The 25,280-nt window shown below is 43.7% G+C and carries 14 protein-coding genes and 2 pseudogenes; 4 read left to right on the forward strand and 12 right to left on the reverse strand.

Features of this window, described 5'->3' with window-relative positions; all coding sequences use genetic code 11:
* Positions 1-461: 461 nt before the first annotated feature.
* The 4 genes from AAC854_RS09240 to AAC854_RS09255 form a co-directional block, all read right to left on the reverse strand.
* A complete protein-coding gene (locus tag AAC854_RS09240) occupies positions 462-1,484 on the reverse strand; it encodes an IS110 family RNA-guided transposase (protein ID WP_273549707.1) in 1,023 nt (340 codons plus the stop codon).
* A 30-nt stretch (positions 1,485-1,514) separates the two neighbouring features.
* The gene (locus AAC854_RS09245; RefSeq protein WP_340616840.1) at positions 1,515-9,122 is read right to left on the reverse strand and encodes a Tc toxin subunit A-related protein; all 7,608 of its coding nucleotides are present in this window, start codon (positions 9,120-9,122) and stop codon (positions 1,515-1,517) included.
* Positions 9,123-9,576: 454 nt separating this feature from the next.
* On the reverse strand, positions 9,577-11,043 hold the full coding sequence (gene dtpB, locus AAC854_RS09250) for a dipeptide/tripeptide permease DtpB (protein ID WP_340616841.1): 1,467 nt from the start codon (positions 11,041-11,043) through the stop codon (positions 9,577-9,579).
* 355 nt (positions 11,044-11,398) lie between these two features.
* A complete protein-coding gene (locus tag AAC854_RS09255; protein ID WP_340616842.1) occupies positions 11,399-11,635 on the reverse strand; it encodes a hypothetical protein in 237 nt (78 codons plus the stop codon).
* Between the two features lie 332 nt (positions 11,636-11,967).
* Here AAC854_RS09255 and AAC854_RS09260 point away from each other — a divergent pair.
* A pseudogene (locus AAC854_RS09260) lies at positions 11,968-13,341 on the forward strand (PTS transporter subunit EIIC); the annotation flags it as partial.
* Between the two features lie 100 nt (positions 13,342-13,441).
* Positions 13,442-14,836, forward strand: coding sequence for a glycoside hydrolase family 1 protein (locus AAC854_RS09265; RefSeq protein WP_340616863.1), 1,395 nt, complete (start codon positions 13,442-13,444; stop codon positions 14,834-14,836).
* 107 nt (positions 14,837-14,943) lie between these two features.
* Here AAC854_RS09265 and hpaC read toward each other — a convergent pair whose 3' ends face one another.
* The 3 genes from hpaC to AAC854_RS09280 all read right to left on the reverse strand — a co-directional run bounded on the left by hpaC (position 14,944) and on the right by AAC854_RS09280 (position 17,874).
* Entirely contained in the window at positions 14,944-15,462 is a 519-nt protein-coding gene (gene hpaC, locus AAC854_RS09270; RefSeq protein WP_340616843.1) for a 4-hydroxyphenylacetate 3-monooxygenase, reductase component, read from the reverse strand.
* Positions 15,463-15,483: 21 nt separating this feature from the next.
* Positions 15,484-17,046, reverse strand: a complete 1,563-nt coding sequence (hpaB, locus tag AAC854_RS09275) for a 4-hydroxyphenylacetate 3-monooxygenase, oxygenase component (RefSeq protein ID WP_340616844.1) — start codon at positions 17,044-17,046, stop codon at positions 15,484-15,486.
* Between the two features lie 273 nt (positions 17,047-17,319).
* On the reverse strand, positions 17,320-17,874 hold the full coding sequence (locus AAC854_RS09280) for a hypothetical protein (protein WP_340616845.1): 555 nt from the start codon (positions 17,872-17,874) through the stop codon (positions 17,320-17,322).
* A gap of 504 nt (positions 17,875-18,378) precedes the next feature.
* Here AAC854_RS09280 and AAC854_RS09285 point away from each other — a divergent pair.
* Both AAC854_RS09285 and AAC854_RS09290 read left to right on the forward strand, forming a co-directional pair.
* Positions 18,379-18,689 (forward strand): annotated as a pseudogene (locus AAC854_RS09285) (transposase family protein); the annotation flags it as partial.
* Between the two features lie 300 nt (positions 18,690-18,989).
* Positions 18,990-19,475 carry a hypothetical protein gene (locus tag AAC854_RS09290; protein ID WP_340616846.1) on the forward strand — a complete coding sequence of 162 codons (486 nt, stop codon included), beginning with the start codon at positions 18,990-18,992 and terminating at the stop codon, positions 19,473-19,475.
* A 179-nt stretch (positions 19,476-19,654) separates the two neighbouring features.
* On the opposite strand, the gene hpaA is transcribed toward AAC854_RS09290, so the two are convergent.
* The 5 genes from hpaA to AAC854_RS09315 all read right to left on the reverse strand — a co-directional run bounded on the left by hpaA (position 19,655) and on the right by AAC854_RS09315 (position 25,246).
* Entirely contained in the window at positions 19,655-20,572 is a 918-nt protein-coding gene (gene hpaA / locus AAC854_RS09295) for a 4-hydroxyphenylacetate catabolism regulatory protein HpaA (RefSeq protein ID WP_340616847.1), read from the reverse strand.
* Positions 20,573-20,623: 51 nt separating this feature from the next.
* Positions 20,624-21,997: a 4-hydroxyphenylacetate permease gene (gene hpaX, locus AAC854_RS09300; protein ID WP_340616848.1), complete on the reverse strand. Its 1,374-nt coding sequence runs from the start codon at positions 21,995-21,997 to the stop codon at positions 20,624-20,626.
* A 141-nt stretch (positions 21,998-22,138) separates the two neighbouring features.
* Positions 22,139-22,945, reverse strand: coding sequence for a 4-hydroxy-2-oxoheptanedioate aldolase (gene hpaI, locus AAC854_RS09305; RefSeq protein ID WP_340616849.1), 807 nt, complete (start codon positions 22,943-22,945; stop codon positions 22,139-22,141).
* 18 nt (positions 22,946-22,963) lie between these two features.
* Positions 22,964-23,767 (reverse strand): 2-oxo-hept-4-ene-1,7-dioate hydratase, encoded by an 804-nt coding sequence (gene hpaH / locus AAC854_RS09310; protein ID WP_340616850.1) that lies wholly within the window; start codon positions 23,765-23,767, stop codon positions 22,964-22,966.
* A 6-nt stretch (positions 23,768-23,773) separates the two neighbouring features.
* Positions 23,774-25,246, reverse strand: coding sequence for an NAD-dependent succinate-semialdehyde dehydrogenase (locus AAC854_RS09315; protein WP_340616851.1), 1,473 nt, complete (start codon positions 25,244-25,246; stop codon positions 23,774-23,776).
* Between the last annotated feature and the right edge of the window lie 34 nt (positions 25,247-25,280).

A 25,280-nucleotide genomic window follows, 5' to 3' on the forward strand; every position in this document is an offset into this window, starting at 1 on the left:
TCAGGCTGAAGAGCAATGTGCGTGGCTCAATATTTCTGACACGTTTAGTGAACCCACACCCCAAGGCCACTTTTAGCAAAGAAAAGTCACTAAAGAATTGCATTAGCTGGTATTTTACAGAGATAATCGTCACAGGCTTCATCCTTGATTTTGATATTAGTTTGGCGACGATTATCAGATCATAAATGAAGCCTTTTTTCTATCTAAAATATACGGTTACTGCTTAAGATCCTTATATGGACACCGACTTAATTCAAGTAGGTAACGTATTTTTCTGACAAAAGTAGTCGCAAACATATATTCGGCTTCAAAGAGCCCTGATGAAAATCCGCACTCTCTGCCCTCACTAGTGCAACAGCTTTATCAGGCTAAGGATCTTACCAGGTTCACAGAGAGTCGGTACTACCTGTCAGTACATCTACTTATGGACTTCAACAACATGATTAAACTAACATTTCACCTTATCGGGGAATATAAACCGATTGTTTATTAACCAATGCCCAAGCTATTCGGGCATTTTTATTGGCTAATGCTACTGCGGCTTTATTGATGCCACTACGTTCTATCAAACTTTTCAGCCAGCGCTGTAATTCATTACATTGCTCATCAGGCCGCTTGCTAAGTCGATATATGACAGAACGGGCACCATGGATCAGTATTCCCCGTAAGTAGGCATCTCCCCGTTTACTGATACCGAGTTGCCGGGTTTTTCCACCACTACTGTGTTCTTTCGGCACCAATCCCAGGTAACTGGCAAAATGGCGACCGTTCTTAAACTCTTGACTGTCTCCCAACGCTATCATCAGAGCGGAAGCGCCCAGTGGCCCAATACCCGGTAAAGTCAGTAATCGACGAATATCCTCATTTTGAGCATTCAGATGGTCAAACCGTTTATCCAGTTCATTCAGGCGCTGCTGAAGATCTTTCAGTTCAAACAGCAATTCCTGCAATAATTGACGACTCAATACGGTCAATTCATTCTTAGCATCTTCCAGATGTTCCCGTAAACATTGTGCGACCTTATGAGCCCCTTCAGGCATGGTAATGCCATATTCCAGCCCTAATCCGCGTATCTGGTTAATCAGTGCTGTTCGGTTTTTCATCAGACGCTGACGAACCCGATGTAGACACTGAATATCCTGTTGTTCTATTGTTTTTTCAGGCACATATCTCATTCCCGGCCGGCTGTCAGCTTCCACAATGGCAATCGCATCATTTTTGTCATTTTTGCTGCCCATTCTGAAAGGTGTCACGTATTGTGGGCTGATTTGTTTAACTTCATGACCAAACTGTCTGAATTGACGACTCCAGTAATTGGCACTTCCACAGGCTTCCATGACTATTCGTGAAGGTGGTTGTTGGGCAATGAAAGCGGGAAGCTTTTCACGGGATACCATTTTGTTCTGAATCGGTTTCCCAGAAGAAGACACGATATTTAACTGGAAAACTCGCTTTGCCAGATCAATTCCAATAATTTGTTCCATGGGACACCTCTTCATATTGTGCTGATATATTCAGCATGGCTCACTGAAGCCGATTTGGGGAGGAGTCCATTTCATTAGTATATGAGGGAAACTTAATACAAGCGCACCTTTATCATCTATCGCAATGCCTTCAAACGGCAAGAATTTACCATCATTGAAATCTAGCTGGAATTGACCGCTGTCATCCATGCCACGGGAAATAGCCAACGCTTTACAGCCAGGAGCTAACCACTTGTTCTCACCACCATAAGAAAGGACAGCCTGAACATCCTGATAAGGGCCTAACAGCGCAGGCAAGGTAATACTGACTTGTTTGATACGACGAATTTTACCAAGCGATGCAGGGTAATCCTCGCTGATTTTTAAATCGGCTAAGGAAACGGAAGCTTCCAGAGAGGCTTTGGTATCGGTTCCTGTGCCAAACGTCAGCGTGTTGAGTCCGTCACCCGCACTGCCTTTACCCTCTTTCACCAATTCAGCTATTTTCGTTGCCAGATCGAATTTATTGTTGGATAAATCTTTATATACCGAAGAGAGAGAAATCGTGCGTTCGACTTCCAGTGCTCGTTGGCTGTTTTTCAAATACTCGTCTTCCATCTGTGCCAGATTCAGCATCAGGGATTCACCAGCAAGCAAGCCTGCATAGGCTCCTTGCCATGCGCCGAATTTAATCAAACTGGCAGATTGATCATTGGCTTCCCAGCGATAGGCCATTTCTGCCATCAGGCAGCGGGTAACGGCTAAATCATAGAATTGGAAATAAACTGCGGATAATCGGCCTCTTAGCCAGTTATAGAGTGCCTGATTACTGAACTTGCGTTGCAGGAAGGCCAGTTGTGCCTGCGTCTGTTCTTGTTGGACTTTCAGGCTGTCTTTTTGCAGGACAGCCGCTTCACGGCGTATTGCCAGTGAGTTAAATTGCGCATCAATCTGTTTCAGCTCGGCTTCCGCATTCTTGCGTTGGATATCCCATTCTTGACGACGCCGACGCCATGCTTCAGATTGAGCAATTGCATCGGAAGCAATTTGCAGACTGTCGGCGGCAATGCTACCACCAATTGCCACGGCATTAGCAATTGCCCCATAACGGGTTCCTCCCACCGCAAAACCGAATATGTTTGGCACCATATCCAGCGCTGCTGCTGCCATATGTAATCCTTTCAAGCCTGCGGCAATGGTTTGAGAAGTGGTTCTCATTCCCATAGCGGCCTTTTCTCCGGCATTGATATCTTCTTCATATAAGCCGCGATAGTGGTCATAGCGGGCTTGAGCGCCTTCTCTGGATTTCTCCAGCACGGTTTTTTCGGTATCCAACTCCTCAATCGTTTTATCCTGAATTTTCAGGTTGGTCAGCATTAACTCTTTGGCCTGATTTTGCAGCAGGGCATTCAAGGCTTCGGCATCCTGCCGCTCAATGATGTTTTGCAACGTAGAGCCGAACTGCATCAATTGACCAACCATGCTACGGGCATTCTCCAGCATTTGTGGGAAACGCCAGAGTGGGGTTGATAGCTGGGGAAGCGCCCCGCCGCCCTGTGAAGCAGCCACTGCCGCACTCAACAGCGCCTTAGGATCGGCAGGAGTGGCGAAAATAGGCAGAGTGAGCGGTTGACCGTCGATAGAAAGATTGTGACGCAAGTTATACAGGCGTTGATCCAGTGTCTGCCAGTAATTCATCATCACTTCATTGACTTGCGGCAGGAACAGCTTAGTGAGGCTGTTAGCCGTAAGGACTTGAGGCGTTTTTTGGCTTCTGGCTGTATTTTGCCGTAGCAGCATCATGGATTGGGCATGAGCCTTCCGGGTTGTGGTATCAGCCGCGTCGCTTAAGCGAGGGTTATCCCAACCGGTTGAGAGCGGCAGGTAAGGTTTGTCTCCCAGTAGATACATGGCCTGCATATACCACATCTTGGCTTCGTTCAGGGTATCGCGTTCCAGTTGGCGGTAGGCATGATCTCCGCGGGCAATCAGCAAATCCAGCATGCGCATAAAGGCAGAAACCTTATAGTGCATGGGATCGTGCTGGGCTATGGCATCCGGGTCAACGGAATCCAGTGGATCGCTGTTCCAACTGGTGTCTTCCAATAATGGACGGACATTCCACTTATAGGTTTGAATTTGCCCATGAACAATATAACCGGAAGGACTCCAGACATATTTCAGCCAGCGGTTGGCTTCATTGAAGTTCTGCTCATGTAGCAGGCGTTGTGCAACCAGCATAGGCGTATAGTAGAACAATTCCCAGAAATAGAGGGAGTTGGCACCACTGAAATCCATGGGTTCGGTGTGATTATCACTCAGAATTTCAACCGACTGAAAATAGTTAACATCAGGAGACGAATTAGTGATATTCCCGCTTTGATCCTTCTCGAAGGAAACCTTAGGTAAAGGAGTAGTTGATTTTGCGTAGGTCATATAAACCGTAGCGATATCCCCGTTATCCGGTTTTAATGGCCCGCTGCCAGTAGGGATAAACAAAGTAGTACTAAGTGTTGCATCGCCAAATTGCCCTGTATAAATAACACTCGAATTATCATCAGGATTATCATCAGGCGCTTTGTTGAGATAGAGCTTGAACCCGCGTTTATCACCATGAACTGATTGATTATAGGGGGGAAAATTAAACGTTACATAGAACCCTTCACCAAGTTGAGGTTCTTGGATGTTTTGGGTATCCATACTGAGTATGGTATCAATACCTGTTGTTGCCCGGCTGACCAATTGACGGGCAAACAAGGTGTTCAGGCGGACACGATGAATCCCCCACTGCATATATTGAGCGCCACTCTTCTTATCATTCCGTTTATCGTGATAGAGAATAAGGGCGGTATCAGAACTGACTTTTTTGGTGACAGGAATGCTGAAGCTTTCTGTCCCGAGTTGACGACCATCTTCCGCAAAGGCGGTAAATGTGACATCAATACTGGCGGTGTTATTAACAAATTTCAGTTGAGAAGCATCAATGTCCAATTTCTTGAACTGGTAATTCATCTCTTCGAAATTGGCGGCAGGTTTATTAGAGACATTTTGATCTGCGTTAAATGTTTGTTCTCCTGCTGAGCCGTCTTGCTTAATAAACTTAACTTTAACTTCAACCTTATTAGGTGAAATGCTGGTCTTTATTTCTTTGAAACCAGCGGGAGGATTAACTGTGGTATCCACATTAATATCAGTGGCAATACCTTTAGAATCCGTCATTAAGATATAATGTTTAAAATCATCAGGATTATTCTTCTCATCCTCAATAAAATCATATCCGATAGCGGCGTTAGGCTTAGACAATTCACGCTTCGCGTCGGGAATCTTTGCCTCTACATTTGATGAGTAATCCGTATCACGGTAAAACAGTAATCTGCCTTTATTTAATTGACTGACATTTCCGCTATATTGATAAACGGGATAAAACAGGAGATCTTTAGATGAGTGACTCAGATTAACTTTGAGATTGTCATAAATAATAAAATTATCCCCTAATTTCCCATATTTTTTCATCACATTACATTGATTACGCTGCCTGCCTTCAAGGCCATTATGGATAATGCTTAATTTGGGGGAAATACTCACTGTCAGCATACTTGAAGATGCGACATAACTGATTATCGGAATACTACCTCCATACACCATGCTGAGAGCGCCATCACCCCAACTATAACCTGTTCGGTTAGTTATTGATGATGGGATCTCGTAGTGCTCAGCATAACGATTATTGACTCTTCTGACCCCATTGGTATCAAACTGGTGATAGCTATTCTTCTGATATTCCTCAACTTTGTCTGCACCCATATCAGAGAAAGACATATCCTCAAAAATATATAATCCCTGTGTGGAGATAGAATCAGGGTCATCGGGGTTATAGCCATCCAGGTTTTCTGTCTTTTTATAAAACATGACCAGCAAGGTATCTTCACCTTGATAGCCAGCACAATATAGCCCGGGTGCTTCTTTCTGCTGCAATGTCAAGCTCGTGATTTTAGCGTTTACATCAAAGGTAAATGGCGTATTCCATGAGCCATCGTAACGGATATGCGCCAGTTTCAGATCATAGTGATATTCTGTTGTGGTCGTAGTTTGGTTGTTACCGTCATTTTTAGGCTTGGTGATCTCTTTTTGTTCCAGCCAGATGATATACAGACGGGATTTATATATCACTGGCCGGACAGTGTTCTGGTAAGGGTTAACCGGGCAATCAATTTTGCTCCATTCGCTCCAGGCATTGGCTGCAAATTTTCCATCACTGAATTTACTGTGATCGACACTGCGCCAGTAATATTCTCTGGTTTCGGTTTCACTGCGGCCGATAAAATAAGTCAACCCTTGATCATCGTTAACATTGTCATGATAGGCACTGACTACTTCCAGATTCGCAACCTGTTCAAACGACGTCAAATAAGACATAAAGGCATCTTCGACAATATCCGTATTGAGCTGGCTTTGGCTGATCTGCTGCAACAACGCATCCATCATCTTGGTCTGCCCGATACGCATGGTCGGGTCGATATAGTTTTCAGGATAATAAACCAGTAGGGAAACACCCGCCCATGTGCTGTAGCGCTTATTGTATTGATCCCAGTCGATAAAGAACTGGCGGGTGATTACGCCGGAATCAGCGTTTTGTTCAACGCCTTCCAGTGTGCGGTTGACATACAACTGAATGCTGGCAATGGCTTCGGCGATGCGGGTGGTTTTAATCGCGGCAGAAACCTGATTGTCGATCAAAAGATACTGATAGAGGTCATCACGGCTCTGAATTGCGACACCAGCGTTGTTGGCAATTTCACGGATATAATAGGTGCTTAATGCAGCACTACGGGCTTCATCAAGGAAAGCACGTAGCAAATCTGCCTGTTGGTTATCTAATCCGGCAGTTAATATACCGGCTGAGGTTTCCCACTGGCGATAAGTCGGGAGAGCAGTATCCGGTATCCGTGGAATATAGTCCAGGGCAACCAGTGCTGAAACGCCTTGCGGCGCGATGTTCAACTGCTGTGAGACATTGATCCATTGCAGGATAATATTGATGGATATCCAGCTTGAGAAGGCATTCTCATCCGTTATTTGGTTATGCGCTTTCGCTTGGGTGCTGGCTTGTAACAACAGGTTGACATCAAGCATCATCGCATCCGCGACCATATGTGCTTTTAATATTTTATTTGAAAACGCGGTAAGGGTGGAGGATGCTTTATCTCCCAGCGTATTAGTCCAATCAGCAAAATGCGTCAGCATCATCAGGGAAAGTGCATTATGTGCCGGTGCACTCCCGACAGGGAAGCCGAAAACCTCGGGTTGGGTGACGAATAGATTGAAAGCGTATTCAGTCAATCCGGTAGAGCGGTAAATCAAAGTGAGCTGTGACAGGCACTGACAATATTCCACAGCTTGTGATTGTGTAGTGGAGGAGTTAACGGGATTGTCAGTGTACTGAGCCTTTAACCATTCCCAGAATTTTTGGGCGGTCATCTTTCCGTCACTGGGTTGCAGCTTATCTGCCCAGAGAAGAATGGAATGGGCAGCATATTCAGAAGGTAATTGAAGGGTAGCCGCAATATAAGGTGACATCGCTTTCAGAAGATTGTCCGGCTCGCCTTGTGAAGGAGTAAAGCCTTGCAGACCGTTATAAACCGTATCGAACAGATTCTGGATTTCAGGTGTCAATGTCTGATCATAACGGGTTGTGGTCATGACAAATAACGGATAAACCTGATATTGTTTATCCGTTAGCCATTGGATCACGGCACCGAGTTTATTTATCAGATCTGATAGTGCTTGATCTTCAATGCCGGATAAACTGGTTTTTCCCTCTCCGAGAGTAATTAACAGTAAATCCAGTTCATCAATGGTGAGCTGGTGGATTTCAGCCAACAGCCTGGCAAGATAGAGAGAAGACAGGTTTTCCAGATTATTCACTATGTAGCCGTCGCTATTATCGCGGTGGCTGATCTGCAACAGGCGATAAAGTGAAATATCATCGGCATTGAACGCACGTTTGAGCACGGCCTTACGCCAATCATCGCTACTTCCCGGATTCAGGTCGATTTTTATCCCATCGGCAGAGAAACTCTGACCATTGAGGGGCGGAGAATTAAATAAATGATCAAATTGGCTGACTTGGTTATCTGGGGTATATTGTGAAATAAAAGTATTACAGAGTATCAGTGCTATTTCAGCATCAATTTTATAATGCTGCATATAATAGATAACTAAGAAGATCTGTCCCAATACTTTAGCGTTAATATCTAACTCTTGATTAACACTCAATATGATATTTTCCAGCACCATGGGCGGTAATCCTGTGGCACGGAAAAGGCGAATCGCTTTATTGAGTTTTAACAGGAAGGAGTGTTGATTATAATCTTCAATAGAGAATTGAGTTGCTGTATTGGCAAAACTACCATTAGGCAGCACTCTTCTTAAATAAAGTTGGAAAGGTTGGCTGATGTCTTCTTCACTTAATGTAATTTCGACGGAATATTCAAGATTTTTTTGAGGTGCACCAGGAACACGGGCAAGTTCTTTTGAGTTTTCTAACCGGATAGATAAATACTCAGAATTCCAGAAGTCACTGAAATTATAATTGAGTTTATATTTATTTCCATCGATGGGAAATAAACCTACCTCGTTAATCTGGTTGGCATTTAAGGTATATTCACGGATAATTAGATAAACTTTAACAGAACCATCATTTTGTACAATTGGGGTAATAAGTTGATTGTTGAAATATTCAGTTTGCCCAAAATTACTGGCTTTTCCAATAAATAAACGTAATTCATCATCACTGAGACTGTAATATTCTTTTAAATAAGCCGGTGAGGACATTAATGCCGGATCAACTTCACCGAAGTTCTTTTTATAGAGTTCTTCGGCATTTTCTTCTGTGATCTCTTCCGTCAAGATATTAAACAATTCCGGTGATACCGATGCGTTAATGCCTAATAGAGATGCTGAACTCATCAGTCCGGCAACGTCGGGAGATGCCCGGAGTTGCTCAAGGTTTGGGTCTTGCAGCTGAATCACTTTGCGGACATGTTCATAAGCGTCGTGATAAGGTGTGGCACCGGAGAGACGGAAAGTTGACAACTTCTCCATGACTTCGGATTGATTCGCCAGCCCATCTTCTGTTTTGATACCTTCCAGTAACAGCTCATTGGAAAGTGACAGCGTAGAAATCACGCTATCCATATTACTCTGGCTCAATATTAGCGACTGCAAATCCGGGCGGCGTTTATCCAGATGATAAGCTGGGTCTTTCCCATGTAACTGATGTGACTCGCGATACAGTTCAGTCAGATAAGCCGCCGGAGAAAACATGGAGGAAACCGCGCCCGGAGCCACATATCGGGCAGCCCGATTGCCGAATTCATCATTATAGCCACGTAACTCTGCGTGAGGCATAGTGATGGCAAGATATAAGGCATTTTGTAGCTGGGGGTTGGCACGTTTAAGCAGTCTGGCTTCATATAACCGGTTTTCTTTTTGTGCCTGCTGTGCACTACGGTAAAGATGTTGCGTCTCTGACCAGGAAAGGTGCCCGCTGACTTGTTGGCGGAATTCATCAAAGGAATAATGACAAATATCAGTTAAGCAGTTGAAACCGCACTGACTTTTCAATACATCAGGAAGTTCAGTTGTATATGTATCCATATAGATTCCTTTTAAATTGAAAGAGAATATTCATTGTGATGATGACGGGATACTAAAAAAGTATTTTTGCAGTTAAAAAAGAGATAAATTCAATGATTGGTAATGTTTTTTATTTAACTAAACAGTGTTTTTTATGTCGCGGTTAAAACATCGTTTTCTATAATTGATTGTTTTTTAATGGCGGCTATAAAGCAATAATAAAATTTGGTACCTATCTTAATGGCATAAAGTTTATCAAATTGTTTTTTGGATCAGGTTGAGAGTAAGTGATTAGATTAATAGGTTAACGTATAAAAAAGAAAGAAAGGAATAGGAAGGGCGTGTCATAAATATTAAATAAGGAAGGAAAAATGATATTTTATTTTTCACTGATTATGTGGAAAAACAATTTCCGCTCGTAATATTAATGAATCAGCGAGCGGAAAATGTGCTTAAGCCGACAGAATGAGGGCGATTACGCCTTCATGTCTTCTTTAATAATACGGTTCAACCATGGCACCATAAAGGCCATAATGATGGCGATGACTAGCGTGGCGATACCGATTTTACCAAATACGCCAGTATAAAGTGGCAGGGTTTGCAGAGGGTCATTGACACCTTCTGGTGCGGCAGTGAAGGTTGCCACATAACTGCCCAATATTGATGCTGCCGCTTGTGACAGGAACCACATGCCCAAAATGAAGCCAGTCAGATAGCTGGGAACAAAGGCTGCCACCATCGCTAGCCCCAAGGCACTAATCATTAGTTCACCTACGCTCTGGAACAGATACACCAGCACGATAAACCACGGAGATGTGATGCCATTCTCATCGGCAAATAAGCCAGACGCTGCGGCAGTCAGGAAGCCCAGTGAGCACAGGAACATGCCGACAGTGAATTTTGTTGGCATCGAAAAGTCTTTACCTTTGGCCCCCAGTCGGGTGTACAGCACGGCCAGAATAGGGCTGACAACGATGATCCAGAATGGGTTTAGTGCCTGAAAACTGATGGGGTTGATATTAAAGCCCAGAATCTGGTGGTGGACGTTGTTGATTGCAAAGAAGTTGAGGGAAGTCGGCATCTGGTTATACAGGATAAAGAACACGATAGCCTGAAGCATCAGAATAAATGCCACGAACATTTTATTGCGGCCGGCTTTGTCCTGTTTGAATGCCTGCCAGAAGAAAATCACGACAACAATGGTAGAAATCGCCATGAGGGCAATATTGGCAATTTTGATGTTGTGCAGTAACCATGCACAGATGCCAATCATCGCCACTGCACCAACCAGCACTAAAAACAGAGTCATATAATTTATCGGAGCATGGTCGGGGTCTGAACCGATGTTATGTATCATGCGACGGCAGGCAATATAAACCAGCAGGGCAATAATCAGGCCAATACCACAGATATTATAGGTGAGGGCATAACCATATTTTTCAGCAATGACGGGAGCGAGGGAGAGGGAAACCAGAGAACCGAGGTTGATGGACATATAAAATAGCGTAAATGCACCATCTAAACGCGGATCTTGTGGCTGATAGCACTTTGCCAGCAGGCTGGCAGGGTTGGCTTTGAAAAGGCCATTACCAACAGCGACGGTTCCTAAGGCATAGAAAATCAGCTCAGGTTCTATGATGGAAAGGCCAATCATAAAGTAGCCGATTGCCAGTATAATGGCACCCAACACAATTGTCCGCTTTGTCCCGAGTAAGTGATCTCCGACATAACCACCGACAGAAATCAGGCCGTAAACCAGTGCAGTAAATGCACCGAAAGTAATAAATGATTCTTCTTCTGAAAAACCAAGTTGCTGAACGAAGTAAACGGCAAGAATGCCTTGAACGCCGTAATAACCGAATCGTTCCCACAATTCAACGAAAAAAATCATGAAAAAGGGTTTCGGTTGATCCCATAAACCGACCGGGGCGGTTTTACTCATAGTGAATGCCTCTGTTAGCTATTATTCCGATGGGCAATACATCCAGATGATTATACTGTTGTTAACATATTTGTAACGTAATGTATCGCACGGGTTGTGATTTTGTTTATTTATTCAGGGTGATCGTGAAGCGAGGGAGGTTAATATACTGATATAATATCTTCTCAACGATTGATCACAGTAACGTAAAAAAAGTAATACCAGATTTGACAGAATATTCACTAAATTAATATCAAAAAATATTAATCAGGGATTTGTATGTTCGTAAATGAATCAATTTGATCGTCATTTAATCTAATCTATTTGTTCTTTGTCAGGAAATAGTGGATGAAAGAAGAGTAAAGATTAAATTTAATTATAAATATCTATATATTAATTTTTTGTTATGTATTGGCGGTTTATTTCTGATATTTATATTAATCTGAGTTTTGGTTAAATCGTCACTAAGATATTCATCTCTGAGTGGGTAATATTCAATGGCGTCTTTTAAGTAAGTGAAGTAGTTACAAAGCGGAAAAGCTTTTGTGGTTAGTTCCCGCCATGGAATAAAAACGCGATAAAAATCATCAGCATCATAAGAAATTCCATTCATTTATCCATGCCTGTCCCTTATTAGTAACGGTGTTTTCTTGGCAGTAAGCCCTGTTCTTGCAACAGGCACTGAGTTCAATCTTTTATCCCGAATTCAGGTTTTTAATGTAACCCCGCGATCACAATCACACTTCTATTTTTCGTAAATTGAGTGATAAATAAAAGTAACTAGAATCAGAAAACAGATCATCACTGTTCTGTACTCAATCGCAGCAGATAACATTTGGCAATGATTTCCTGCGTGGCATACAGGGATGGCGTTGTCAGTTTTTTTCGCCTGAATAAAAGCCATTGCTTTGCAATACAAGTTATGGAGAAAGTGGGGGAAACAGCATGAAGTACCAGCGACTGGCCCAAGAAATTATTGCAGGTGTTGGTGGGCAGGAGAATATTATCAGTCTTATCCACTGTGCAACACGGCTGCGATTTAAACTGCGGGATAGTACATTTGCTGATGTTGGCAAGATAAAAGCGCTGTCAGGTGTTATGACGGTTGTTGAAAGCGGGGGCCAGTTTCAGGTAGTCATTGGTAATGAAGTGGACGATGTTTACCAGACTATTCAACAAGTATTGACTCCTCCTGATAAGATGGAAGTAACACCAGACTTCACTAGCAAGAAAGACAGCCTGTTTAACCACTTCATTGATATTGTTTCCGGTATTTTTACCCCATTTCTGGGTGTCATGGCGGCGGCTGGTATTTTAAAGGGATTGCTTGCGGTTGCTACTACACTGAAGTGGATGTCTCCTGATAGTGGAACTTATCATGTCTGGTATGCAGCCAGCGATTCTTTGTTTTATTTTTTCCCTCTTTTGCTCGGCTATACAGCGGGTAAAAAATTTGGTGGCAATCCCTTTATTACGATGGGAATTGGGGGGGCATTAGTCCATCCCATGATTATCTCCTCCTTTGAAGCATCAATGGTTGGTGGGGGCACAACGGAATATTTTATGGGTATTCCACTCTCATTCCTGAATTACAGCTCTTCAGTGATCCAGATTATTTTTGCTTCCTGGATTAGTTGCAAAGTTGAAAAGAAGCTAGATGCTTATCTCCCCACCGTAATCAAAACCTTTGTGACTCCTCTTATTTGCCTTATGTTGATTGTCCCGATTGTGTTTCTTGTTATCGGGCCAACGGCAACGTGGTTAAGCCAGTTGTTGGCACATGGCTATCAGGCTGTTTATGAGTTTGCCCCGGCACTGGCGGGGGCGATTATGGGAGCCGTTTGGCAGATTTGTGTCATTTTTGGCCTGCATTGGGGGTTTATCCCTCTTATAATTAATAACTTAACCGTAATGGGGCACGATACGTTAACCCCTTTGCTGCTCCCTGCTGTAATAGGACAAACGGGGGCGGCCTTTGGCGTATTCCTGCGTACCCGTGATGCTAAATTGAAAATGTTGTCAGGTTCGGCTGTGACCTCCGGTATGTTTGGTATTACTGAACCTGCGGTTTATGGCGTGACTTTGCCTTATCGGCGTCCATTTATTTTTGGCTGTATTGCCGGGGCAATAGGTAGCGCGGTGATTGGTTATTACCAAAGTGCTGTCTATTCGATGGGGTTGATCAATATTTTTACTTTCACCCAGATTATTCCACCAACGGGTATCAATAGTACGGTGTGGGGAGCGATTATTGGTACTGTGCTGGCTTTTGTCATCTCAACTTTATTGACATGGTTGTTCGGGCTTCCGGCTTCCACCAAACTTTCCACCAGACTCTCCGCAAAAGAAAACAAAGATGAAAAATGTCATTGATCCCATTGATCCCATTGTTCACCACATGCCCAAAGAGGAGATCCGCATGAAACCGTTCCCAACACATTTTCTATGGGGAGGTGCAGTTGCTGCCAATCAGGTTGAAGGTGCTTATTTAACCGATGGAAAAGGGCTTTCGACATCTGATGTTCAACCACAGGGCATCATGGGGCCTGTAATTGAGCGAGAGACTGATAACACGCAGCACCTTAAAGATATTGCCATCGATTTTTATCATCGTTACCCCGAAGATATCGCTCTGTTTGCGGAAATGGGGTTTACCTGCCTGCGTACCTCTATTGCATGGAGTCGGATTTTTCCACAAGGTGACGAAACGCAGCCCAATGAAGCAGGGCTGGCATTCTATGACAAGCTATTCAATGAAATGGCGAAATATGGAATTAAGCCATTGATCACGCTGTCCCATTATGAGATGCCATGGACACTGGTCAAAAAATACGGAGGATGGGGTAATCGCAGGCTGATCGACTTTTTTGAACACTACGCCCGCACAGTGTTCACCCGCTACCAGAAAAAAGTTAAATTGTGGCTGACGTTCAATGAAATCAATATGTCACTACATGAACCATTAACAGGTGTCGGGTTACCTAAAACCAGCACACAATCAGAAATCTATCAAGCCATTCATCATCAGTTAGTTGCCAGTGCCCGTGTGGTGAAATTGTGTCATGAAATTATCCCTGACGCCAAAATTGGTAATATGTTGTTGGGAGGGCTGATGTATCCATTGACATGTAAACCCGAAGATGTGCTGGCAACTCTTCAACAAAATCAAAAATGGCTGTTTTTCGGTGACGTACAGTGTCGTGGTGCTTATCCGGGCTATATGCTGCGTTATTTTCGCGAAAATGGTATTGAAATCACGATTACTGAACAAGATAAACATGAGATGAAAAATACGATTGATTTTGTCTCATTCAGTTATTACATGAGTGGTTGTACATCGGGGGATGACTCTGAGTATCAGAAACAACAGGGTAATGTCCTGAATATGATCCCGAATCCACATCTCTCCAGTTCAGAGTGGGGCTGGCAGATAGATCCGGTTGGTTTGCGCACGTTACTCAATTTATTGTGGGATCGTTATCAAAAGCCATTGTTTATTGTTGAGAATGGCTTAGGAGCCAAAGATACCGTGGAAGCCGATGGCAGTATTCAGGATGATTATCGCATTCATTATATTAATGACCACCTTGCCCAGGTCAGAGAAGCGATTGATGATGGTGTAGATGTTATGGGATATACCAGCTGGGGGCCAATTGATCTGGTTAGTGCCTCAAAAGGCGAGATTGCCAAACGTTACGGATATATTTATGTTGACCAGAATGAGCAGGGAACAGGAACATTGGAGCGACGCCGTAAGAAGAGCTTCTACTGGTATAAACAGGTCATTAAGACGCAAGGTGGTAGTTTGAACTGAGTCTGTCTCCGTCTCTTCTTTAAAATTGATGAAGGCTCTTTGATAAAGAACCTTCATCTTAAGGGAGGCTATGCGGAGTATGATTTTGTTTCAAAAATGGTTTTATTTTAAGCTGTTATTGCCATGTTTTCATCCATTACAGGGTGAAAACTGCGCTTAAAGTAAATCAGCCCGTGGCCTTTTTCCTGAACAATGATCTGTTTTATTTCCACCAGATAAACATAATGAGTGCCGACTTCCTGCACTTGCTCAATATGTCCTTCCAGATTGGCAAGCGTCTCTTGTAGCTGCGGTTGCCCCAAAACTCCGGTGTTCCAAATATTCCACTTGAAGCGCTCTTCCATACTGACGTTGGTCATGCCAGCGAAATGGCGTGCCATTAGCTCTTGTTCATGATTCAGAATATTGACACACAGATTACCATTTTCCTGAAATACCGGATTCATGGCGCTATTGCGATTAATACATACCATTAAAGTCGGAGGTGTATCTGTCACAGAGCACACTGCCGTTGCAGTCATACCGCAGCGCCCCGCAGGGCCATCCGTGGTGATGATATTCACCGCAGCGGAAAGGCTTGCCATCGCATCTCTGAAACGCAGACGATGTTCATTTTCTACAGACATAATAGACCTCCTGCTACTGATTTATTTCAGCAGCTTATCTAACAAGTTAATATCACGGTTATTGTGTAAATGGGGTCTGGTCCAGCCATTCAAATCATAGTCAGAGAGACAGCGATCCACCAATTCCGTCATTTTCTTCATATTGCCGGAACCATAAGCATGACGCAGACATTGCAGGCGAATTTCATCCTGGCTACCGGCATAATTAATTTCATATAATTCATGGCGACCGCCGAATTCACTGCCAATGGCGTCCCACATTAATTTCAAAATTTTAATTCGTTCTACATGGTCAATACCATTAGAGCCACGAACATATTTTTCAAGATACTTATTAATCTCAGGGTTATTCATATCACGCACGCTGGATGGCAAATAAATCAAGCCACTGGTGACATTACTTTCAATAATATTCTTGATTTTCGTGTAAGCCATCGGAGCCATCACGCGATAAGTCTGAATCGCTTGGGTATCCGGCAGATAAGCGCCATTTTCCCACGGCTTGGCTTCTGCCCACATGGCATCTGTCAGTGACCAGAACAGATTGCGCCATGCGACGACCTCTCCCAGATCGGCCTGAACACCGCGGAAATCCACAACACCGGTGCATTCAAGACTCTTTTGCAACAACGCTGTAATGAAGTCCAGCTTAACGGCAAGACGCACACAGGCTTGCATGGGGAACAACCGGGCAAATCCGCTTTGTACCGCCCAGTTACGGGCACGATCAAAATCGCGATAAATTAACACGTTTTCCCATGGAATTAATACCTTATCCATGACCAAAATGGCGTCATTTTCATCAAACCGACTGGAAAGGGGGTAGTCAAAAGGTGATCCGGTCGCGCCCGCTACCAATTCATAAGAGGCGCGAGAAATTAATTTCACGCCATCGGCATCCATGGGCGCGACAAACATCAGGGCAAAATCGGGATTATCCCCAATAACCTGTGCGGAACCAAAGCCGATGAAGTTATAGTGAGTCAGTGCGGAGTTGGTGGCGACGACTTTGGCACCACTGACAATAATTCCGGCATCCGTCTCTTTTTCGATCTGAATAAAAATATCTTTGACCTGATCTGCTGGCTTATGGCGATCAATAGGGGGATTAACAATAGCATGGTTGAAATAGATGCAACTTTCCTGAATGCGTTTATACCAACTACGGGCATTATCAGCGAATGGCCCATAATATTCAGGATAAGCTCCCAATGAGCAGCAGAATGCGGCCTTATAATCGGGCGAGCGTCCCATCCAACCGTAATTTTGCCGTGACCATTCTGCAATAGCATCGCGTTGTTGGCGGATATCATCAGAGCTGGTAGCAAAACGGAAGAATTTGTGAGTGTAGCCATCATTACCGGTATCGGTATTCCAACAGAGCGCATCATGGGTTTCCGGTGCATGGAGGGCATCGTATAGTTGACCAATTGAGGCAGCCGCATTACGGAAAGCAGGGTGCGTTGTAACATCTTTGACTCGTTCACCATAAATATAAATTTCACGGCCATCTTGAAGTGAACTCAGATACTCTTTGCCCGTGAATGGGCGTTTGTGGTCGGCACGCAAATCTTCTAGTTTCATAGCTACCTCATCAGTCAAATAATCCCCTATTTGGACTTGTTATTCATATGGGGATTAAATGTTAATTTAATGTTTTTTTCACTATCTGATTGAAGCGATTAAAAGGCTTCTCTTGAAGAGACTTTCGGAAGGTTTGCGGGTACTTTTCGGTGAATGAGAATAAATTGTTATGAAAGTGTGATCGGCTTGGTGTTTTGGAGATAAGCATCCCTGCTATTAGGCGGGATGGCAGGTATTGTGAACAAAGCACATAGCGTCTATCCCACGAGATAGTTAGTCGTATCGATGAAGTAAGGTTAATTGTCCTGCGAATGCAATGTTGTTTTCATAAAGTGTGCTTGGGTAGGCTTGTTTACTCCAGGCGTCACAAATTACAGCTTCATGATTCCATGTACGGGGTTGCTGTGAATTCCCTGTGGTTCTGCCAATAACGACAATACTATGATAATCGTCATCTTGATTATTAATATTAATTTCAAAAAGTTCGAGTGGTTTTGCCCCCATTCTTTTTAATCGAGTAAATGCGACACAGGATTTTTCTGCACAATTACCGATACGATTTTCTATGACGTAAGCGCTGGTTCCCATAATGACTTTCCGATAGAGATCGTTGCGTTCTTCACGGCTATTTCGCCTCTTCCAGGCTCGATCTACTATATTTTCGACACGATTCCGCATTAAGGAAACTTGGTTATTGTATTCACTTTTTTGATTTTGTTGTTCTTGTGTTTCGGCAGGGAGCTGATTGGGTGAAGTGATCCCAAGTGTTATATTTACGAAATTAATTGCTCTTCTGGCCAAAAAGAGATTCCAGGGTAATGACATCATTGGTTATCTCCATATTTATACATTTTAGGGATTTCATTTAGCTAGATAATGACAATTTAATATTGATGTGATTGATTTAATTTCTTTAAAAGATGACATGATTACCCCTGTTTTTGGAAATGTATCCATAACGATATCGAAATATTAATGTTCCTTTAAAAGCGACTTTTTCTGCATAAAGATGGGCAGGATAAGCTTGATTATTCCAAGGATAACAAATTACAGCTTCGCGATTCCATGTTTGTGGGATTGTGAGTTTAAGCCAGATATGGATACTATACTATCATATTTTTGTCTTTTTTATCAATGATACTAAATTATTTATATATTAGATGGAATAATACAAATAAATAACCATTTCAAGTAAACTAAGATCCTATCCCAATAGGTGGCATTTTATATTATAGTAAACCTGTTTTTTTCATTTAGGGCGTTATTTTTTATGAATAATCAGTCGATAACACAGTGGTTCATTTCAGACGAATTTTGGCAGTAAATAGAACCCTTGTTGTGGTTTCTGCCAATACGCATGATATCAAGATCGTTATTGCCACATTAGAAAATTTGCATACAGGACGCCATCGTTATCGTGTCAGGCTTCATTTAGATAAAGACTCCTAAACTGAGTAGTTGGAAAAAGATTTGAAAACACGGGGATAAGAACTCTGTATACAATCGAGAAAAGCAGAGCAGGTTACTGCTGCGAATAAGATGGTTTTAAACTGAATCGCTGGGAAAAATGCGTGGAGGACTATGAAGCGATGTTCCATTTTGCTTGTAGTTTAATTGTCTGGAATATAGTTCAATTGGAATAACTCTAAATAGGTTAATATTTTTCACTAGTTATATAGCGTTATCTTATGTAAGAGAAATATATTTATATTATCAACTGATAATTAAATTTCATTACACAGAACATAAACTTTAAAATATAATGTTAATACTTAAAGGCTGCTTGTCATAAAATTTAGCTTATATAAAAAATTATAATGTCTGTTTTTGGTTTATTATAAATAGATAAAGTGAGATTGATTTTTGAATTATTATATGCTTTTTTATGCTTGATGCCATGCGTATCATTTGATTTTTTAAATGGAAAATAAAGAGAGGTTATCATGAGTATGTTAACTGTTTACCCTAGTTTTGGTCATTCAAATGAAAATTATATTATAAAACAAAGTAATCCTTATGATTGTACGCTTCCTAATGTTGCAAATGAGATAATTAATTGCCGTGTTGTGTCTAATTATTCCAATAACACATATTATGAAGCATTATTTGTTGAAATTACAGGAACGGATGATCCTAATGATAAAACAAAACCACTTATAGGCAGTGATGTTACATTATCTTTGAAAATTGATTCAAGTAATAAAAAATTAGAGCAAGTTTTTTATAGAAAAATACCTACTGATGGCACAAGCTTAATAATTGGTATTCCAATTACATCTGTGAGTGGATTCAATTCCTTTGCAAATGTTTGCCCAGGTCGTATTATTTTTAGTTATGAAGCGATACATGAAAATAGGAATTTCACTTCTCACCCTTGGTTGGGGAAAATAGATACAATGCCCCCAATTATAACAGAGTGTCTCTCATGAAAATAAATAAAATGATTTTTATTTTTCTTATTTATGATAGTGCTTTTTAGGTAACGATTATTTTTCAGTATATTTTGGCCTTTCATGATGTATTTATGGAAGGCTTTTATTTAAATGGCGTGATTTCTACATTATTTTGATATTTAATTTCTATTTTTTTAATTTCCAGAATGTAAAAGCTATCGAATGCTTTTTTTCTCAGCAACATTCCTCTCCCGCCAAAGACTGGGTGAACATCCCACCAGCCGATTAAAAAACCGGGCAAAGTAAGCCGGATCTTTAAATCCCAACTGATAGGCTATTTCAAATACCGGGCTGTCACTAAACAGTAATAACCGCTTTGCTTCCCGTAATTGTTTGTCAAAAATCAAGCGCTTGGGGGGGCGGTTGGCAAACCGTCGGCACATATCTTTCAGGCGAGATTCCGTAATTCCCAATTTTTCCGCGTATTCCGGTACGGCAAGATGTTGGTGATAATGTTGATCAATCAACTGGTTAAAGCGCTGAAATAGTTTTAACTCTCCCCGAACACCACCGGAATGATGATCATCAAGGGGAATACTGCGCAGCAGAAAAGTAAACAGTGACTGAGCTAAAAATGCCAGCGATTGTTCGCGCCCGGCAAATTGATTGGCTGATTCACGCCCGATCAATGCCCAATAATGATTGAATGTTTCCAGTTCATCGGGTTTATCCGCCACAGAAAGGCAGATAGCAGGAATATCAACCAGTTCCCGATGAGTAGGATAAAGCGAGTTAAGCAACGGTGTAATCAGTGCCTGACGGACGGTCAGGACATAACCGTCCGTGTCTTCCTGCGTAAAAAAAGCATGGGGAACAGAAGGGGGAGTCAGGATAAACAGCGGGGCTTGTACGGAATAGTGCTGTTCATCCAGTTGTAGTTCAATTCGTCCTGTCACCAGATAATGCAGTTGGAAAAAACCATCATGGCGATGCGCCTGCATATCACGACCAAAAAACGCCGCCATGCGGCCAAACGTTTGGTAATGCACATCATCCGATCCCTGAGTTTCATCATAATCCTTGCTGATATCGATATTAGTGATGATAGGTTTTGTGATGTTGGATACAGACATCGATTTTTTCCTCCCGTGCCTTGTTGCTGGCCAAGATATCTTGCCCGTTATTTACGATGTTGTCCGTGATCTGGCGTGTTGCATTGGGATAAACAAAACCATCAATGCTCCGATAACCAATAACCCTGCTACAAAATAGAGTCCTGCGTTGAAACTGCCGGTTTGATCTTTCAGCCAGCCGATCAAAAGCGGGCTGACGGCAGATCCCACATTGCCCGTGGCGTTGATCACGGCGATCCCCACCGCTCTGGCACGCAGACTGATCGATTGATCCGGTGTCGTCCAGAATACTGCCATGGCAGTGAACGATCCGGTGGAAGCCATGATGATCCCCAGTAGCTGTATCATGCTGTGGTCGGTAAGTGAAGTTAACACCCAGCCTGCGGCGGCAAACAGATAAGGCAGGGCGGTGTGTATTTTGCGTTCTTGCAGGCGATCTGAGCGGCGGCTCCAGTAAATCATGCCCAAAATTGTGCAGAATTGCGGAATGGCAGTCAGAATGCCGATAATGATGTGGCTGCTGTTCTGATTGAAACTCTGCATAATCTGTGGCGTCCAGATATTAATGGCGCTCAGGGTATTGGTCAGGCAGAAATAAGCGAAGGTATACATCAATACAATCGGGGTAAAAATCTCCCGCCATAAGCTGGTTTTTTGCAGAACAGGCGCGTTGGTGTGTTCCTGCGAAAGCCTATCGTTTTCTAGCATTTCCTGAAGGCACTGCTTATCTTCACGGGTCAGCCATTTAGCCTTTTCCGGTGAATCATCCAGATAAAACCAGACAACAAAACCAAGCAAAACAGAAGGGAAGCCTTCCAGCAAAAATAGCCATTGCCAGCCACGCAGATCCCAGATACCGTCCATTTCCAGAATGTAACCGGAGATGAGTGAACCAAATGCCATTGTTACGGGCATGGCGATCATAAACAGCGCATTGGCACGGGCGCGATAATAGGCCGGAAACCAATAAGTCAGGTAGACTAAAATACCGGGTAAGAAACCAGCTTCCGCAACGCCTACCAACATACGCAGGATATACAGGCTGGTAGGGCCGGTCGCAAACATTGTTGCCGTAGAAGCAATTCCCCATAACACCATAATGGTGGCAATCCAGCGGCGGGCTCCCACAATACTCAGCATGACATTGCTGGGAATGCCAAAAATCACGTAAGTGGCATAAAACAGCGTGGCGGCCAGCCCGAACATGGTGGACGTCAAGCCAAGATCTTTTCCCATCGTCAAACCGGCAAAACCAATATTGATGCGATCCAAAAAAGAGAAAACAAACAGGATAAAGAGAAAGAAGATCAGGCGTCGGAATAACTTATTGATGATATTTTGCTGTTGAGAGGTGAATTTTTGGTGTGGATAAGCCGGATTATTTGATTTAGATGATTTGGATATGGCGTCAGGTGAAGTGCTCATTGTCGTTTCCTTTTTATTGTTATTAGGAAATTGAATTATCAGGAAGTTGAGTTATCAGGAAATTCAGACTGCAATGGCAGATGTCGCGATCAACATCTGCGGTGTAGGGTAATGAGTTGTGTTGTTGTCGGTAATGAGCACTTAATAACTGCTGGGTAATGGCGTGTGGAGTTCTTCCCTAATGTTGCCAAAACGTGCAGCCAGCGCGTTGGCAGCGCCTGTCAGTATGCTTGTATCAACACCTACGGCAACAAACAGGGCGCCCATATTGAGGTAATGCCTAGCCTCATCAACATTGGTCATCAAAATACCTGCTGCTTTACCGGAAGCTTTGATTTGACCTATTGCTTGTTCAATCGCTGTTTTAACCTCTGGATGCTGCGGATTGCCAATGTGTCCCATATCCGCACTGAGATCCGCAGGGCCGATAAACACACCATCAACACCTTCGACTGCCGCGATTTCTGGCAGATTTTGCAGGGCTTCATGAGTTTCTACCTGTACCAATACACATATTTCGTCATTAGCGCGGGATAGATAGTCAGGAATGCGATTCCAGCGGGAAGCCCGTGCCAGCGCACTGCCTACCCCACGGATACCTGCGGGCGGGTAGTGAGTGGATCGAACCGCTTGACGGGCCTGTTCTGCGTTTTGAATCATTGGGAGTAACAATGTTTGAGCGCCAATATCCAACAACTGTTTGATGATCACCGGATCGTTCCACGGGGGACGAACGACAGGCTGGCTTGGATAAGGGGCGATGCCCTGCAATTGAGCAAGGATGGTGGGAATATCGTTGGGGGCATGTTCGCCGTCAATCAACAACCAATCAAATCCTGTTCCTGCCAGAATTTCTGCGCTGTAGCCACTGCATAGCCCGAGCCATAATCCGATTTGTGGCTGTCCTGATTTTAGAGCTTGTTTAAACCTGTTTGTTAATTGATCCATAATCGTACCTTAGAGATTTTAAACAAAGTGGCAGCTAATGGAGCCTAAAACACCGTAATCCACATGAAAGGTATCACCTTTGCGTGCAGGGACAGGCCGGGTAAAAGAGCCAGACAAAATGATCTGGCCCGCTTCAAGTTGAACATCATGTGGTGCCAGTTTATTGGCAAGCCATGCCACGCCATTGGCCGGATGATTGAGAACGGCGGCGGCCACACCGGATTCTTCAATCACGCCATTGCGGTAAAGCAGGGCGCTGATCCACCGAAGATCGAATTCATCTGGCTTGATCGGACGACCTCCCATAATGACACCGCCATTGGCGGCATTGTCAGAAATCGTATCGAACACTTTACGCGGGCGCTGAGTATCAGGATCGATGTTGTGGCAGCGGGCATCGATAAGTTCCAGCGCCGGAATAACGTAATCTGTCGCGTTATAAACATCAAACAGCGTACAGTTTGGGCCACGCAGGGGTTTTGCCAGCACGAAGGCCAGTTCGACCTCAATGCGCGGCACAATAAAGCGTTCGCAAGGGATATCACCGCCGTCCTGAAAAAACATATCATCCAGCAGGGCACCATAATCAGGTTCATCAATTTGTGAACTGGCTTGCATGGCTTTGGACGTCAGGCCGATCTTATGACCTTTGAGAACTCGGCCCTCTGTAATTTTCAAATCTACCCATTCGCGTTGAATGGCGTAAGCATCCTCAATCGTCATTTCTGGGTAATCCAGTGAGAGTTGGCGGATCTGCTCACGATTTTTTTCTGCCTGATGTAAACGGCGTGCAACCTGTGATACGACTTCTTGCTGTAGCATAGGGGATTAAGCTCCTTTAGCTTCTAACCCTCCAAAACAGAGGTATTTTACTTCCAGATAATCTTCGATACCGTAACGTGAGCCTTCACGTCCCAGTCCCGACTGTTTGATACCGCCAAATGGTGCGATTTCGTTGGAAATCAGCCCTTCATTGATGCCTACCATACCGCTTTCCAGCGCTTCAGCTACGCGATAAATCCGGCCGATGTCGCGGGAATAGAAATAGGCAGCCAAGCCAAATTCCGTGTCGTTGGCAATGCGGATGGCTTCGTCTTCATCGCGGAATTTGAACAGGGGAGCCAACGGGCCGAAGGTTTCTTCATGGGCAACCTGCATGGATTCCGTAACATCAGCCAGAACCGTTGGTTCAAAGAACAAACCACCCAGGGCATGGGATTTGCCACCCGCCAGAATACGTGCGCCGTTGGAAACCGCATCGCTGATATGAGCCTGTACTTTCTCCACTGCGGCCTGATTAATCAGCGGCCCTTGTTGTGACCCGATGTCAGTGGACGGCCCGACACGAAGCTGTTTCACTGCTTGTGCCAAGCGTTCCGCAAACGCATCGTAAATGCCTTCCTGTACCAGAATTCGGTTGGCACAAACACAAGTTTGCCCGCTGTTACGGAATTTCGCTGCCATTGCACCTTCTACGGCAGCATCAAGATCAGCATCATCAAACACGATGAAAGGCGCATTGCCGCCCAATTCGAGGGAGAGTTTTTTCACGGTATCAGCACTTTGTGCCATCAATAATTTGCCGACACGTGTAGAGCCGGTGAACGAAAGTTTGCGCACAATAGAACTTGAAGTCAGTACTTCTCCGATCGCTTTGGCATCTGTTCCGGTGACGATATTCAGGACACCAGCAGGAATTCCGGCTTTCTCTGCCAATACAACCAGTGCCAGTGCAGAGAGTGGCGTTTCAGCCGCAGGTTTCAGAACCACCGTACACCCCGCAGCCAGTGCAGGCCCAACTTTACGGGTGATCATCGCATTGGGGAAATTCCACGGTGTAATGGCAGCAACAACGCCAATTGGCTGTTTAATAGTGGCAAGGCGTCGGCCCGGCATTGGGGAAGGGATGGTTTCACCGTAAATGCGCTTGCCTTCTTCTGCAAACCATTCGATGAAACTGGCGCCGTAAGCAATTTCTCCCATTGCCTCCGCGTGGGTTTTACCCTGTTCCGCACTCATTATTTCAGCCAGAGCGGTTTGATTTTCCATAATCAAATGGAACCATTGCCTGAGCTTTTGGCTGCGTTGTTTAGCGGTTAACGCCCGCCATGCAGGAAGCGCATGGTTAGCGGCTTCAATGGCAGATTGTGTCTCTGTTGCTCCCAGATTACTGACATTGGCAATGACTTCACCATTGGCTGGGTTCGTCACTTCAAAGGTCGCTTTATTTTCTGCATCAACCCATTGACCGTAGATATAAGCCTGTTGGCGCAGCAGTGAAGTATCCAGATAACTTGTCATAGTTTCCTCTTTATTAAAAAAACAGACGTGAGTG

It is taken from the genome of Xenorhabdus entomophaga (assembly GCF_037996725.1).
Taxonomy (GTDB): Bacteria; Pseudomonadota; Gammaproteobacteria; order Enterobacterales; family Enterobacteriaceae; genus Xenorhabdus; species Xenorhabdus khoisanae.